This is a genomic window from Faucicola mancuniensis (assembly GCF_046523945.1).
In the GTDB taxonomy this organism is placed as follows: Bacteria; Pseudomonadota; Gammaproteobacteria; order Pseudomonadales; family Moraxellaceae; genus Faucicola; species Faucicola mancuniensis.
In genome coordinates, this window is the sequence record NZ_CP171363.1 from 1,320,612 (window position 1) to 1,335,369 (window position 14,758).

At 40.4% G+C, this 14,758-nt stretch carries 17 protein-coding genes; 8 read left to right on the top strand and 9 right to left on the bottom strand.

From position 1 onward, the window contains the following. Positions 1-107: 107 nt before the first annotated feature. Complete coding sequence (locus ACGTJS_RS06475) at positions 108-362, top strand: hypothetical protein (RefSeq protein ID WP_410473177.1); 255 nt, start codon at positions 108-110, stop codon at positions 360-362. Between the two features lie 150 nt (positions 363-512). Here the strand turns inward: ACGTJS_RS06475 and ACGTJS_RS06480 are convergent, their stop codons facing one another. Together ACGTJS_RS06480 and ACGTJS_RS06485 are read right to left on the bottom strand one after the other, a co-directional pair. After that, positions 513-1,262 (bottom strand): FKBP-type peptidyl-prolyl cis-trans isomerase, encoded by a 750-nt coding sequence (locus ACGTJS_RS06480; protein WP_315042001.1) that lies wholly within the window; start codon positions 1,260-1,262, stop codon positions 513-515. 44 nt (positions 1,263-1,306) lie between these two features. Next, a complete protein-coding gene (locus tag ACGTJS_RS06485; protein WP_410473178.1) occupies positions 1,307-2,179 on the bottom strand; it encodes an FKBP-type peptidyl-prolyl cis-trans isomerase in 873 nt (290 codons plus the stop codon). 408 nt (positions 2,180-2,587) lie between these two features. On the opposite strand from ACGTJS_RS06485, the gene ACGTJS_RS06490 reads away from it, so the two are divergent. After that, a complete protein-coding gene (locus tag ACGTJS_RS06490) occupies positions 2,588-4,156 on the top strand; it encodes a mechanosensitive ion channel (protein ID WP_410473179.1) in 1,569 nt (522 codons plus the stop codon). 64 nt (positions 4,157-4,220) lie between these two features. On the opposite strand, the gene ACGTJS_RS06495 is transcribed toward ACGTJS_RS06490, so the two are convergent. Next, positions 4,221-4,859: a lysophospholipid acyltransferase family protein gene (locus ACGTJS_RS06495; protein ID WP_410473180.1), complete on the bottom strand. Its 639-nt coding sequence runs from the start codon at positions 4,857-4,859 to the stop codon at positions 4,221-4,223. A 172-nt stretch (positions 4,860-5,031) separates the two neighbouring features. Between ACGTJS_RS06495 and ACGTJS_RS06500 the strand changes: the two genes are divergently transcribed. Together ACGTJS_RS06500 and ACGTJS_RS06505 are read left to right on the top strand one after the other, a co-directional pair. Then, positions 5,032-5,187: a hypothetical protein gene (locus tag ACGTJS_RS06500; RefSeq protein ID WP_410473181.1), complete on the top strand. Its 156-nt coding sequence runs from the start codon at positions 5,032-5,034 to the stop codon at positions 5,185-5,187. 27 nt (positions 5,188-5,214) lie between these two features. Next, a complete protein-coding gene (locus ACGTJS_RS06505; protein ID WP_410473182.1) occupies positions 5,215-5,415 on the top strand; it encodes a hypothetical protein in 201 nt (66 codons plus the stop codon). Positions 5,416-5,492: 77 nt separating this feature from the next. Here the strand turns inward: ACGTJS_RS06505 and ACGTJS_RS06510 are convergent, their stop codons facing one another. Beyond that, positions 5,493-6,335 (bottom strand): integrase core domain-containing protein, encoded by an 843-nt coding sequence (locus ACGTJS_RS06510; protein ID WP_410472715.1) that lies wholly within the window; start codon positions 6,333-6,335, stop codon positions 5,493-5,495. A 75-nt stretch (positions 6,336-6,410) separates the two neighbouring features. Between ACGTJS_RS06510 and ACGTJS_RS06515 the strand changes: the two genes are divergently transcribed. Beyond that, positions 6,411-6,632 (top strand): DUF333 domain-containing protein, encoded by a 222-nt coding sequence (locus ACGTJS_RS06515; protein WP_410473183.1) that lies wholly within the window; start codon positions 6,411-6,413, stop codon positions 6,630-6,632. Positions 6,633-6,702: 70 nt separating this feature from the next. On the opposite strand, the gene ACGTJS_RS06520 is transcribed toward ACGTJS_RS06515, so the two are convergent. Then, a complete protein-coding gene (locus tag ACGTJS_RS06520; protein ID WP_410473184.1) occupies positions 6,703-7,971 on the bottom strand; it encodes a replication-associated recombination protein A in 1,269 nt (422 codons plus the stop codon). Positions 7,972-8,038: 67 nt separating this feature from the next. Here ACGTJS_RS06520 and ACGTJS_RS06525 point away from each other — a divergent pair, with 67 nt between their 5' ends. Then, positions 8,039-8,239 carry a hypothetical protein gene (locus ACGTJS_RS06525; protein ID WP_410473185.1) on the top strand — a complete coding sequence of 67 codons (201 nt, stop codon included), beginning with the start codon at positions 8,039-8,041 and terminating at the stop codon, positions 8,237-8,239. Between the two features lie 20 nt (positions 8,240-8,259). Here the strand turns inward: ACGTJS_RS06525 and shiA are convergent, their stop codons facing one another. Next, a complete protein-coding gene (gene shiA, locus ACGTJS_RS06530) occupies positions 8,260-9,591 on the bottom strand; it encodes a shikimate transporter (RefSeq protein WP_410473239.1) in 1,332 nt (443 codons plus the stop codon). A 131-nt stretch (positions 9,592-9,722) separates the two neighbouring features. Continuing rightward, entirely contained in the window at positions 9,723-10,493 is a 771-nt protein-coding gene (locus ACGTJS_RS06535) for a DUF4375 domain-containing protein (protein ID WP_315042017.1), read from the bottom strand. Between the two features lie 146 nt (positions 10,494-10,639). On the opposite strand from ACGTJS_RS06535, the gene ACGTJS_RS06540 reads away from it, so the two are divergent. Both ACGTJS_RS06540 and ACGTJS_RS06545 read left to right on the top strand, forming a co-directional pair. Then, positions 10,640-12,481 carry an ABC transporter ATP-binding protein gene (locus ACGTJS_RS06540; protein ID WP_410473186.1) on the top strand — a complete coding sequence of 614 codons (1,842 nt, stop codon included), beginning with the start codon at positions 10,640-10,642 and terminating at the stop codon, positions 12,479-12,481. After that, positions 12,481-13,512: an alpha/beta hydrolase gene (locus ACGTJS_RS06545; RefSeq protein ID WP_315042022.1), complete on the top strand. Its 1,032-nt coding sequence runs from the start codon at positions 12,481-12,483 to the stop codon at positions 13,510-13,512. Before ACGTJS_RS06540 ends, ACGTJS_RS06545 begins: the two co-directional genes overlap by 1 nt. A 17-nt stretch (positions 13,513-13,529) precedes the next feature. Here ACGTJS_RS06545 and ACGTJS_RS06550 read toward each other — a convergent pair whose 3' ends face one another. Both ACGTJS_RS06550 and nqrM read right to left on the bottom strand, forming a co-directional pair. Next, a complete protein-coding gene (locus tag ACGTJS_RS06550; protein WP_315042024.1) occupies positions 13,530-14,438 on the bottom strand; it encodes a histone deacetylase in 909 nt (302 codons plus the stop codon). A 9-nt stretch (positions 14,439-14,447) separates the two neighbouring features. Further along, positions 14,448-14,699, bottom strand: coding sequence for a (Na+)-NQR maturation NqrM (nqrM, locus tag ACGTJS_RS06555; RefSeq protein ID WP_410473187.1), 252 nt, complete (start codon positions 14,697-14,699; stop codon positions 14,448-14,450). Positions 14,700-14,758: the final 59 nt, after the last annotated feature.

Sequence of the window (14,758 nt, forward strand, 5' to 3'; positions counted from 1 at the left end):
GACACCGACCCTTCGACGAGCTCAGGGCGAACGGTTTCCTATTTCTAATTTAAATTACTATAGATTGGTTAAACTGAGCAAAAAAAATCGTTAGCGAAACCATCAACGTGCCTGTTACGTTAAACCGTGAAATTTTGGTGATTGAAAATGCAAACAATTTTGACAATGTCAATGCCGTTGAAAAAGTAAATATCACCATAAGCGAACCGCTATCTGCAATGATAAAAATCAATGGCGAAACGGTGAATATTACTGATGAACCGCTTGAAATCGTATTAAGCCAACAAGTTGCCAATGTAGCGATTAGCACCCATGTGGTAGAAGAAATTAATTTATCCACCGAAACGCTGACAACCCAATAACAAATCCCTGTTACCGTGCGTCATGAAGAATTGGTCGTAGAAGAAACCAAATTGGATAATTGACTTTATCAACGTTCAACATATCAAAGCCAACAATTTTACCAAAAACAAAAAAGCACATTTTCATGTGCTTTTTTAAGGTTTAACAGATTATTTATTTTCGTCTGATTTTGGATTGATTTCTAACAATTCCACATCAAAAATCAGCACGCTATTTGGCTCAATGTCGGTCATACCTGCTTCGCCATAGCCCAAATCAGCAGGCACGACAAAATGATATTTTGAACCCATAGGCATTAATTGTAACCCTTCTGTCCAACCTGTAATCACTTCGTTTAAGGGTAGGGTAATCGGCTCACCACGTTTGTACGAGCTATCAAACACCGTACCGTCAATCAATTTGCCTTCATAATGCACTTTGACAGTGTCAGTCGCTGTTGGACGTTTGCCCGTGCCTTGGGTGATGACGTTGTATTGCAAACCAGATTTGGTCGTGATAACGCCTGTTTTTTTGCCATTTTCAGCCAAATAAGCCTTGCCTTTTTCAAGGTTCTTTTTTGCCAATGCTTCTATTTCTTTGGCATATTCGGTTTCTTTGCGAGTTTGGTAATCCATCAAAGTTTGTTTGATTTGCTCTTCGGTCAAAGCTGGTGTGTTGCCAACATAGGCATCACGAAAACCTTGAAAATACGCATCTAACATCAAATCGGTCGCTGTGCCTTTGTTGCCATCGCCCATCATGTAACCAAAGCTATAGCCAACTTTTGTTAGCTCATCGCTTTTGACAGACACTTTGGATTTTTTTGGCAAATAGCTTGAATCTTTGACAGTCGTTTCGGCATGGCTAACCAAACTGGCAGTTGCCAACGCCAGGATACTTAAGGTGTGAAATAATTTCATACAATGCTCTTTTAAAATGTTTGTTTAAGCCTTTATTTCAGCCATTAGTGTGCAGGTTGCGAAGCGGTTTGTGCTTGTTGCATTTGGGCTTCTAACTGGCGTAGCTGGGCTTGGATATCTGGATTATCGCTCATCTGGGCTTGCTTTTGGGCTTCGCTTTGTGGCGGATTGACTTTTAACAATTCCACATCAAAAATCAGCACGCTATTTGGCTCAATACCGCCTTGTGGTGCACCTTGTTCGCCGTAGGCTAGGTTAGATGGGATATAAAAACGGTATTTTGCCCCTTCGCCCATCAACTGCAAGCCTTCTGTCCAGCCTGCAATCACTTGATTAAGCGGGAACTCAACAGGCTGACCGCCAGATTTTTCGGTGCTGTCAAATACTTGACCGTTTAACAATTTGCCTTCGTATTTTACCGATACTCGGTCGGTGGCTTTTGGTTTGGTAGCGTTGCCTTCTTTTAATACTTCATATTGTAAGCCTGAAGCGGTGGTTTTTACGCCTGCTTTTTTGCCATTTTCTGCCAAAAATTGTTGTCCTTTTGCCAAATTCCCGTCTAACATTTCTTTCATTTGGCGTTCTTGGTAAGCCATGACCGCTTGTTCCATCTGTTCACGAGTTAGGACGGCTTGTTTGCCTGCTTGTCCGTCTTGCAAGCCTTTGATGATGTCTTCTTGTTTTAAATCTTTGGCACTTTGAGCGACATTTGTTCCCATCATATAGCCCAGACTGTAGCCAGCTTTGGTGATGTCATCGCTTTGGGCGGTGATGTTGCTTGCTGTGGCTGTGCCAGTTTTGCCAAGACCGACATTGGCAACTTCAGGTTTATCACCAAAACTTTTTAAAAAAACAGGGGTTAAACCGACCGCACCCAAAACAACGGCTAATAAAATCGGAGCAGTTTTGTTACTCATATTCAAATCCTAAATAAAGTAGAAAAAATCAAACGAAAAATAATGCCTATCATAGCAGAAAATCACATGAAAACCTATAAAGCCAAGATAAGTTTGTAAAAAAAATCTGTCATTGTAAAAATATTTTAACAAAAAATTACGTTTTTTAACAAAAATTTAGAAAATAAGCCTTGTTTGCAACCAATCTATACTTTTTTTAACCATTTGTTTAATGTTACACTACTTACGTTTATCAAATTTAGGTTAATTGTTGTTTATTTTTTATAAAAATTAACCGTCATTGATAGCTGTTTTATATTTTCTACACAACTTTTATACAACATGATGTTGATGGTATTGCAAAACTCAAGGATTTATCAAGTGGTAAGTCCTTATTTTTTGTAAATTTTATCAACACTTGGAGGGGTTATGGATAATTTTTTTATCAATTTTAACCAAACGCTTGGTTCATCGGTGGTTACCATGATTGGGGCGTTGGTGATTTTTTTAATCGGTTGGATTTTGGCAGGTATCATCGGTTCTGCGGTGCATAAACTGCTTGCCAAACTGGATTTGAACCAAAAAATGAACGCATCAACAGGCAAAAATTATGATTTGGCGACTTTGTTGTCTCGTATCGCATTTTGGTTTGTATTTGTGATTGGCATTTCGGCAGCGTTGAGTTTCTTGCGTCTGGACGCAATTTCTGTACCGTTTGCCAACATGATTAATCAAGTGTTGCTATTTATCCCAAATCTGTTTGGGGCGACGGCGTTGGCAGTGTTGGGCTTTGTGATTGCAACCATTGCTCGCACAGCGTTGTCAGGCGTGTTAAACCGTACTTCATTGGACGAAAAACTTGCTAAAGATGCGGGCGTACCTGCGATGAGCGACAACATTGCCAATATTGCATATTGGTTTATTTTGTTGATGTTTTTGCCGATGGTATTGCAACAGTTAGGCTTAACAGGTTTATTAAATCCAGTTAATAATATGATTGGCAAAACGCTTGACTTTCTGCCAAATGTTGTTATCGCTGGCGTGTTGTTCTTTGTTGGTTTTATCATTGCAAAAATCTTGCGTGGTATCGTTACCAACGTGGTGGCAAGCCTAAATATCCAGTCAGTTGCGAGCAAAGTTGGTATTAGCAATCAGCTAAAACTTGCCAATATCGCAGGGACGTTGGTGTATTTGTTGGTGATGATTACCACGATTATCATGGCGTTAGATGCCCTAAAAATTGAGTCTATCTCTCGCCCTGCGACCAATATGTTAAACCAAATCATGTCCGCCGTGCCACATATCATTGCGGCGGTAGCGATTTTGGGGATTACTTATTATATCGTGAGCTTTGTGGCAAATATTGTCAAAAGTTTGCTTGAAAACACAGGCGTGAATGAGTTGCCTGCAAAATTGGGTTTGCAAAATGTGTTAAACACCAATGCACAAAACATTGACCCAACCAAACCACAAAGCACGAATACCAAAGTATCTGATATTATCGGTACGTTGATTGTTTGTTTTGCGATGTTGTTTGCTAGTATTGAAGCGGCAAATCGTTTGGGCTTTACCCACATCAGCGAATTGATTACCATGTTTATTGAATTTGGTGCGCAAATCTTGTTGGGTGCGGTGATTTTGGCGATTGGTTTTTGGCTTGCCAACTTATTGGCAGGTATGGTTCAACGCTCGCCAAGCGGTTCGTCATTTTTGGCAAACCTTGTGCGTGTGCTAATCATGGGCTTGGTGCTTGCGATGGGCTTGCGTGCGATGGGTATCGCTGATTCTATCGTAAATCTAGCCTTTGGCTTAACTTTAGGTGCGGTTGCGGTTGCATTTGCCTTGGCATTTGGTCTTGGCGGTCGTGATGCGGCAGCACGTTTGTTAAAAAACATTCAAGACAAAGCGGAAGCGGAAAACGAAGCCAAAAAACTGACTCAACCAACCAGCACATTTTCAACTGATGGTTTAAAACCAAAATCTGATGACAATGTCTAATGAATTGATTTTTATCAAAAAAACGCCTTCATTGTGAAGGCGTTTTTTTATGATTGTTTAAAATTTATTTTCTTAAATCTTGCAACGGTTTTGACATATTTTCGGCGACACCGCCTGTCACTCCTTCATAATAGTCATAAATTTTTGGCAAATCGGCATTGATGTCGCCAGTTGGATAAAAAAGTGGCAAAAATCGCACCTGTTTGCTCGGATAATCAATGGCAATCGGCAAAATCGGTACACCTGCCCCCACCGCCAGATAATAAAAACCTGTTTTCCAGTTTTCGGTATATTTGCGAGTGCCTTCTGGGGCAAGTCCCAAAAATAACTGGTCTTCTTTGTTAAAACGGTCAATGCTTGCCTGTAAGGTTGAGCCTTTTTTCTCACGGTCAATAGCGATAATCCCACCCCAACGCAAAAATTGAGCCAAAACAGGCACTTGAAACAGCTCTTTTTTGCCCATGATTTTGATATCCACGTTTAACGCCAAAATGGTCGCAATCGCCCAAAGTCCATCAATATTGGTGGTGTGTGGCACGGCAAGCATGACACATTTTTTGATATTGGGGATTTCGCCAACAATTTTCCAGCCACTTGCTTTCATAAAGGCTTTGGCAAGTTTTGGGGCGATTGTACCGTTTCGGCGTGGGGCGTTTTCGCCGATGGTATTGAGGTTGATTTCGGGTAAGTTGCTAGAATCCATGATGTCTTCCTATTTTTAAAATTTTTGGTAGTTTATAACAAGTGTAAACTAAAGTACAAGTTTTTTTGGCATTTATCCTAAAAAATGTCAAAGAAATTGACACAATTTTACACATATTTTTGAGAAAAAACGTTACAATGACAAAAAATTTTAAAAGTTTAAAAGCAAAATCATGTTAAAAAAATCCCTAATCACCCTAACCATCGCCAGCGTTTTATCTTTAACCGCCTGTTCATCTTTTTTAGAAAATTTAGGCAAAGTGCCACAAAACTACACCCAAGCGGTCAAACAAGGCGTACTCGAACAAAAATACACGCGTATGGGGTAATTTGCCGTTGCCAGTCAAACTTTTGGCGTGGGCAAAAATAACCAATTTAGCCAAAAAATTTGGTATCTGCAAAATTTAGAAAGTGGCAAAACTTATCCACTGGTGATGATGGTTAACGGCTCTGGCTCTACCTTTGGCAATTATGAAGCGGTGTTTGTGGGTGAAAATACCGAAATCCGTCATAATGCCAATTGGCAAAATGTGAATGTAAAAAATTTACCCAATTAATACAGCGAGCTTTTAAAAATTTGTTTAAATGCCAATTTAAGCCACAGGAGTTTTTTATGAAATTATCTGTAAGAACCTCAAGCGTTATTTACACTTTGTTTAAAATAAAACTCCAACCACTCATAAGGAGTAAAGGTTTGAGTTTTGCCAGTAATATCATCTTTTTTAGTTAAAGATGAATGGGGTTTAACGGTATTATAGAAATTAAGAAATCTTGTTAATTCTTGCTTTCTATGTTTACTACTTGTAAATTCACATTGTTCATGCCACATCTCCATGAGCGTACGTATTACTCGTTCTGCTTTACCATTGGTTTGTGGTTTGGCAACTTTGGTGAATTTCTGATTGATGTTGTTATTATAACAGGCTTTGACAAATTCATGGTCTTTTGTGCCTTTATATTCTGTGCCATTGTCAGAATAAATCACCTCAATCGTATAAGGGCAAGGTTTAATAACTTGTTCTGTCAGAAACTTAGCCGCACTAAAAGCTGTTTTGTCTGGCATAATACAAGCATACAGTTCACGAGAATAATCATCAATGGCAACAAACAGATATTCTCTAGGGCTGTTGCTATTTTGTCCTTTGAGCAGTGGTAGGCGTTTTGTATCTACGTGTACCATCTCACCAGGATAGGATTTATTATAACGCTTGGCTTGTTTTTTGAGTTTGTCTTGTATACTCTTTTCAACTTTAGCTAAGCGTTTAATGCCAAATTTCGCTTGTTTAAAGCGATTATTGACACTGGTTTGTGGTTTTAGTAACTTCACTCTGGCAAGTTTCAATACCTTGTAGATTGTTGGTCTTGATACTTTGTATTCTTCAGCAAGTGATGTTACGCTTTGTTTGTTTTGATGATAGGCTATCCAAATAGCTTCTCTTTCAAGTGGTAATAGTCTGGTGTTTTTATGTATGTTCATTTGCAGTATTTTATCCTAAATACTGTAAATAACGCTAGGATATCTTACAAATTATCACTCATCGGACTTGTTGCTATGACCACAATCACTCTAACCGCTTGCCAAAGCACCCCAAAACAAGAAAAGCCAGAAATGGTCGGTATGGCAAACCCTGCCAGCGTTTTTTGCGTAAAACAAGGTGGTAAACTTGAAGCTCGTCAAGATGCACAAGGCAATGAATATGCGATGTGCCATTTGCCAAATGGTCAAGTCGTGGAAGAATGGGAATATTTTCGTAAACACGCACCGAAAAACTAATTTTTAGATAAATTAAAAAAACTGTTTAGCAAAATGTTAAACGGTTTTTTATTTTCTTAAAACTTTTTTATTATCCGCCTTTCAACCACCTTATAAAGGCAAAACTTGCTTGTTCTTTTTGGTTATCGCCAAATTCATAAAACCGCATGCTCACCAGTCTATCTGGCATATACTGCTGTGGATAGTAGTGGTTTGGGTAGTCGTGCGGATAGACATAGTTTGCCCCATAGCCGTCCGCTCGCATAAGCGATGTTACGCCATTTCGCAGGTGGAGCGGTACAGGCGATTGGTCGGTTTCGGCAAGTTTCATGGCTTTATTTATCGCATTATAACTGGTGTTGGATTTTGGGCTATTTGCCAAATACACGAGTGCTTGCCCCAAAATAATCCTTGCCTCTGGCATACCGATACTTTGCACACTTCGCAAGGCGGTATCGGCAATGAGCAAGGCATTTGGATTGGCAAGCCCAATATCTTCACTTGCCGAGATGACAAGCCTGCGAGCGATAAAAGCAGGGTCTTCGCCAGCAGTGAGCATACGAGCAAGCCAATACAGCCCTGCATCAGCGTCCGAGCCACGAATGGATTTTATCATTGCCGAGACCAAATCATAATGATTGTCGCCCGATTTGTCATAACGCACAAGGCTTGCCCCTGCCACCGCCACCACATTGTCATCATTCACAATAATCGGCAGATTTTTATTAAAATTTACATGAGAACAAACGGCTAATTCTAATAAATTCAACGCCTTACGAGCATCCCCTTGCGACAGCTCAAAAATGGCTTTGGCAGAATCAATTTGAATGCTTAATTTGCCAAATTCGCTGTCGGTTTTTATCGCACGTTCTAATACTTGGTTGATTTCAATTTCGTTCAAAGGCTCAAGGCGATAGACTTGACAGCGAGAGAGCAAGGCGTTATTGACGCTAAAGGACGGATTTTCGGTGGTCGCCCCAATGAGCGTAATATCGCCAGACTCCACCGCCCCAAGCAGAGCGTCTTGTTGGGCTTTGTTAAAACGGTGAATCTCGTCCACAAACACCACAGGCGACTCGCTAAATAGCCCATCATCTTTTGCCAATACTTCTCGCAGTTCCTTTACACCTGCGTTAATGGCAGAGAGCGTGCGAAAGGGGCGATTAACCGCATCGGCTAGGAGCATGGCGATGGTGGTTTTGCCAATGCCCGCTTCGCCATGCAAAATGATGGACGGCAAGTAGCTTTGTGTGATGATGTTGCGGATTGGGGTGTTTTGCCCAAGTAGGTGCGTTTGTCCGATGACTTCGTCAATGGATTTTGGGCGAATGCGTTGGGCTAGGGGGATTTGGTTTGTCATTTTGGTATTTTTGATAAAATAGGCAGAATGTTGTGATATTAGTATTATAATAAAAAATGGGGTCATCATGCTAGATTTACAAAAATCTTTAAAATTTGATAGGATTGAAATTATCAAACCTGCCGAGCGTTGGCAAACGACTGATTATGCTAAATTTTTTGAAGACGGTATCGCATGGCTTACCGATTATCTGTCAAGATTTTATTTAGTTTTTTTACCACAATCATCATGCGGACAAATTTTTGGTTTTAACATTAGCATTGACTAGCCCTTATCACATCAAAACACTTAACTTTTATGCATCGGTTCATTCATATGAGCTTTCATCATACCTGCCACAATCGCCGTTAGCAAACACCCCAACGTCAAATAAATTGCCACATACGTCCAGCCACCGCCATTCATCGTGGTCAAACTTGCCGCAATAAACGGCGTAAAACCGCCACCCACAATACTTGCCAACTGATAACCAACGCCCGCCCCACTATAGCGATACTCCGTACCAAAAAGCTCGGTAAAAATCGGCTGATGAACGCTCACCACCATATCATGAGCCAAATTTGCAAGCAAAATTGAAAAAATCACAATCCACAACAGCGACCCACTCTCTAACGCCATAAAAAATGGAAACGCACACACCGCCCCAATCAACCCACCAAGCACACACATTCTACGTCTGCCAAAACGGTCTGCCATCATCGCAAAAAACGGAATAGACACACAACTAATCGCCCCAACGAGCAAGGTAATATTCAAAAACACCTTAGAATCCATGTGCAAATGTTCGGTTGAATAATTTAACGCAAAAGTCGTTACCAAATACATTGACAACAACTCCGCCAACCGCAACGCAATGATAAAGAAAAAGCCTTTTGGATTTTCTTTTACTGCTTGTACAATTGGAAAAGTTTTGAGTTTGTGGGCATTTTTTTGCACAACTTCGGTAAATTCAATGGATTCCACCTGCTCTTTGCGTAGCCACATGGCAATCACCACCAAGATACTACTTAAAATAAATGGAACTCGCCAACCCCATTCAATAAAGGCTTCTTCGCCAAGCAATGCCATCACGAGCGACACCGACCCTGTGGCAAGCATCAAACCCACGCCATAGCCAATCTGCACACCGCTACTATAAAACGCCTTTTTCTCTTGTGGGGCATTTTCCACCGCCATCAACGCCGCACCGCCCCATTCACCGCCCACCGCAAAGCCTTGAATGGCACGCAAGGTAACGAGCAAAATCGGAGCAAGCCAGCCAATTTGATGAAACCTTGGCAACAAACCAATTAAAACGGTCGCCGCTCCCATCAAAAACACGGTTAAAAACAGCATTTTTTTGCGACCAAGTTTATCGCCATAATGCCCAAACACAATGCCCCCAAGCGGACGAAACAAAAACCCCACCCCAAACGTGGCAAGTGCCGCAAGCGTCCCCATATTTGGGTCAATACTTGGGAAAAATTGGGTTTTAAATACCAACGCCGCTACCAGTCCATACAGTAAAAAATCGTACCAATCCACCACCGCCCCTGCAAAACTGCTTAAAGCGGCTTTTTTGGCACGTTGTGGGTCGTAGTTGTTTGGGTGATGATTGTTGTTAAGTGTGTTTGATGTCATCATAAGTCTTTTAGCTTGGTTAAAATTTTTGTTATAGTAATACAAAACTTCACAAAATGTGATATTATCATTATGAATTTGTTCAAGTTTTTATCAAAAAAATTTTTATTAATTGCTGTTGTTTTGGCTATCTATTTATTAACACGAGCCACAATTTCAGGATTATGGTAAGTCATCATCACCACATTATCGCCTTGTTCCACCATAAAAAACCGCCCACGACTGGTAAAAAAATGCCAATGTTCATCATTTTCTTTATCCATAATATGCAACAACTCACAACCATGTTCATCACATAACTGACGAATATAGCGAACATGGCTCGGTAACTGTTCTAAATGCTCATTTTGGCGAGCTTGCAACATTGGATTTTGTTTTAACTTTTGCAAAAACTGCTTAAACTCCTGATGACTAATAAAAACCGTATCGGCATGATGTTGTAAAAATTGATTGTTTAAAATTTCTAAATTTTCTTTTTTATTAATTTGTAAAAATTTATCGGTTAAACGGTTTAATTTATCATGAATTTTATTCTTATTTAACAAATTTTGTTGGGTAAAATTAATAAAATTATCAATACCAATTTGACCCATAATCACATCGGCAATTTCTTCTAACAGTTCTAAATGCTGAGTTGCCCCCATTTCTGCCAAGCCAAATTCCACATAGTGCAACATACCTGAGTTCCAACGGCTATTATAGGCGAATTGGGCGATACCACCGTTTAACACTTGCGACAGATAATAATCCACATAATAACTGTACAGCACCGCAGGCGAGATTTCATCGCTATGAACGTGCAAATCAAAATAGGCATTGACGTTTTTAATATTGGTAAACACAAGTTCGGTTTGTTCGGTTTCGGTGAGATAAATTTTGTCAATGAGTAGGGCGTTTGTCATAAGTTTTCTCAAGACTGGATAGCTTTTTTGGCATAAAAAAATGTGGGTGAATGAACTAATATAACATAAAACTACTAAAACCCAAAAATGATATATGTTAGAATAACAACCATTTTTCCAATGATTATTAAAAAAAGATAACAATTATGTCAATTTTTCGTTTTTTTGAAAACCGTTTAAATCCGTATCCTGATGATGATTATCAGTTGCCGACTGATAATTTTTTAAAATTTTTGTGGGCGTGTACCAAAGGCTTGAGTGGCTGGATTTTTGCCTTGATGTGTTTGACTGCTTTAATCGGTATTTACGAATCGCTGTTGTATAAGTGGATTGGTGATATCGTCAATTGGCTTGGGGCGTATTCGCCAAGTGAATTATGGATGCAAAAAGGCGATGATTTGACCCTGATGGCGATGGTGTTAATTTTTAGTCCGTTGATTGTTGGTTTAAGTTCATTCATTCATTTTCAGACCATTCAAGGCGTGTTTCCCATGCAAATGCGGTGGCGTTTTCACCGTCAAATGCTCGGTCAATCCATGCAGTTTTATCAAGACGAATTTTCTGGGCGTGTGTCGGCAAAGGTCATGCAAACTGCCCTTGCGGTGCGTGATACCATTATGACGATTGCCGATATGTTTGTGTATGTGATGGTGTATTTTGTCAGTAGTGGCGTGATTTTGTTTCATTTGGACAGTTGGTTGTTGTTGCCGTTTATTTTGTGGATTGTGATGTTTGTTACGACCATTACTTATTTTATCCCAAAATTAAAAAAATCGGCAAGTCGCCAAGCGGACGCTCGTGCCTTGATGACAGGGCGGATTACCGATGCGTATGCCAATATTATGACGGTAAAATTGTTTAGTCATTCTCGCCGTGAGTTAAGCTATGCTAAAGATGCGATGGGGCAATTTATGGATACCGTGCATGACCAAATGCGTTGGGTGTCAAAATTGGAAGTTGTCAATCATAGCATTAATGTGGTTTTGGTCGCATCAACCGTTGGCATTGGGCTGTACTTGTGGTTTTATCAAAATTTAAGCGTGGGGGCGATTGCGGCAGCGACTGCAATGGCAATGCGTTTAAACGGCTTGACCCATTGGATTATGTGGCAAACGGCAAGTTTGTTTGAAAATATCGGTACGGTGCAAGACGGCATGAAAACTTTGTCAAAACCGCATACGATTGTTGATAAACCGAACGCAGGCGAGCTGACTGTGAATCAAGGCGATATTGTGTTTGATAACGTCAATTTTGGCTATGGCAAAACCGACCAAACCAAACTGTTAGACAATTTTAACTTACATATTAAAGCAGGCGAAAAAATTGGTTTAGTGGGACGAAGTGGAGCAGGAAAATCAACATTAGTTAATTTATTATTGCGTTTTTATGATGTGGATAGCGGTAAAATTTTGATTGATGGACAAGATATCGCCAGCGTTAGCCAAGAAAGCCTACGCCGACAAATCGGCATGGTAACCCAAGATACGTCATTGTTGCACCGCACCGTGCGTGAAAATATCGCCTATGGTCGCCCCAATGCCACCGATAGCGAAATTATCACCGCCATCAAGCAAGCCCACGCTGATGAATTTATCAGCCAACTTGCTGATGTCAAAGGCAACAAAGGACTTGATACCCAAGTGGGTGAACGTGGCGTAAAACTGTCTGGCGGACAACGTCAACGCATTGCGATTGCTCGTGTTATGCTGAAAAATGCACCGATTTTGCTCCTTGATGAAGCAACTTCAGCACTTGATAGCGAAGTGGAACACGCCATTACCGAAAGCCTAAATCAAATGATGGCAGGCAAGACGGTGATTGCGATTGCTCACCGTTTATCAACGATTGCCGAGCTTGATAGATTGGTGGTGATGGATAAAGGGCGAATTGTGGAACAAGGTAGCCATGCCGAGTTGCTTGCCAAAAATGGTGTTTATGCCAAACTTTGGGCAAGACAAAGTGGCGGGTTCTTGGGGGAAGATGATTGATGAAAGTAGCATCTAACTTTGCCAAACCACTTCAATATAGTGAACAATGGTCACAAATTTGGGATATTTCTATTTTTGACCATTGGTTTACGAATGATGAAGCCGATAATTGCAAAGTTTTATGTTACGGTATCGCCATTAAACTTGAAAAAGGAAATAAAACTATGGAAGAAAAAAGTGTCAATATCAACGGCAAAAACGCCCGTTATTACAACTTATCAAATCCAAATGCGAGCCAAACCGCCCATTTTTACGGCGGTAATGGTTTTGCCTTAAGCACTTACGAGCCATTATTAAATGCGTTAAACCAACAACTTAACATCACCGCATTAACCATGCGTGGCGAATGGATTGACAAACCTACCGCTGAAAAACTCACCCGAGAAGAAGATGCGGAAGTTTTAATCGAATTTCTACAAAAGACACAAGACAAACCCATCATCGCTATCGGTCATTCACAAGGGGCGACCGCCACCACCATCGCCTGTGCCAAACGCCCAGAACTATTTAGCCAGTTATTTTTGCTTGAACCTGTTACCTTTACCAAACAACAAACTTTAGCTTATAGCCTTGCCCCACGCCTAGTCAAAATGACCCAAGAGCCGTTTAAAAGCACCAAAGTCAAACAAGCCGATTGGCAAAGCGTTGATGATTATTACCAATTTTTACGCAGTCACAAAGCGTACAAACGCATTAGCGATGAGTATTTGCAACTTTATGCCAAAAATAGTTTAGAAGAAAAAGATGGTAAATTGACGTTACGTTTTTCGCCTGAGCAAGAGTTGGCGAATTATTTTAGCACGCCGTTTATTATGGACGCTTTAGAAAAAGTGATTGCGGACAACAAAGTCCCTGTTAATCTGATTATTGGCAAGCCGTCTATATTTATCAGCGAAGAAGTGCGAGCCACATGGAACGAGTTTGTACCCAGCGAACAAATTACCGTATTAAATGAATACGGACATTTGCTACCGCTTGAAGCCCCGCAATTGTGTGCGGATTTGATTTTACAAAAAGTTGATTATAGATAAATTGAAGACGAAATTTTTTAATCAAGATTAAAAATCTGTTTCGCAATTCTAAAAGTATTGCAATGGGCTTCCACCACATCATCAAGGTTTTCAGAATAGCCACCGCCCATCACCACCGCAATCGGCAGTTGATAACGCTTGGCATAATTGAACACAAGGCTATCTCGTTGTTTACAGCCTTGTTGGGTTAGGGCAAGTTTGCCAAGTTTATCGCTTGCCAACACGTCCACCCCAGCCAAAAACAACAGCATATCAGGGGCAACCGTTTTAATTAACATCGGCAAATTTTTATCCAAAATCGTTAAATATTCGTCATCGCCTGTATCGTCCGCCAGCTCAATATCTAGGTCGGATTGTTGTTTGCGAAAGGGAAAATTTTTTGCACCGTGCATACTAAAAGTAAACACTCTTTTGTCATTGGCAAAAATATGTGCCGTACCATTGCCTTGATGAACGTCCAAATCAATAATCAAAATCTGTTGGCTAAGTCCTTGATTTAATAACAAATGACTGGTAATTGCCAAATCATTAAACACACAAAACCCTTCGCCATGGTCAGCAAAACCATGATGTGTACCGCCTGACGTACTAAGCGATACGCCAAACTGTTTGGCAAACAACGCACATTCATAAGTGGCGTGGGCGATGGTGCGTTCTCGCTCAAACAAAGCGTGCGACAGCTCAAAACCGATGGCACGTGCGTCTTTTTTTGGCAAGGTCAAATCTTTGAGATGTTGCCAATAGTCTGCGGTGTGCGTGGTTAAAATTTGGCTTTCGCTTAATTTTTTTGGCAAAAACAAATTTTCAGGGCGAATCGTGCCTTCTGCCAACAGCCGTTTTGGGATTTCGTCATATTTTTGCATGGGAAATCGGTGTTTTTCAGGCACGGCATGGTTAAATAGGGGCGAGTAGGCGATTTTTAGCATTGTTGAATGTTAAATTTGTTTGCCAAGTTGTTTGGCTTTTTCGCTGATACCGTTATTTTGTTGTTCGCTATTAATTTCTGCACATTTGTTTGGGTTGTTACCACAAAATTGACAAAATTCATCGCCCATCAATTTTGCCACACCGCCACAAGAGCCTTTAAGTGGTTGTTTTTTAAAGATATAACCCAATCCCATGAACACAAAAAACAGCACAAACACGGCAAAGGTCACAAAAAAGATGGGTAAAAATTGGCTTAACATAGCGTTCTCACTGTTTTGCTTTTTTAATCGTTTTAAAATAGAATTTTACTGTAACATGA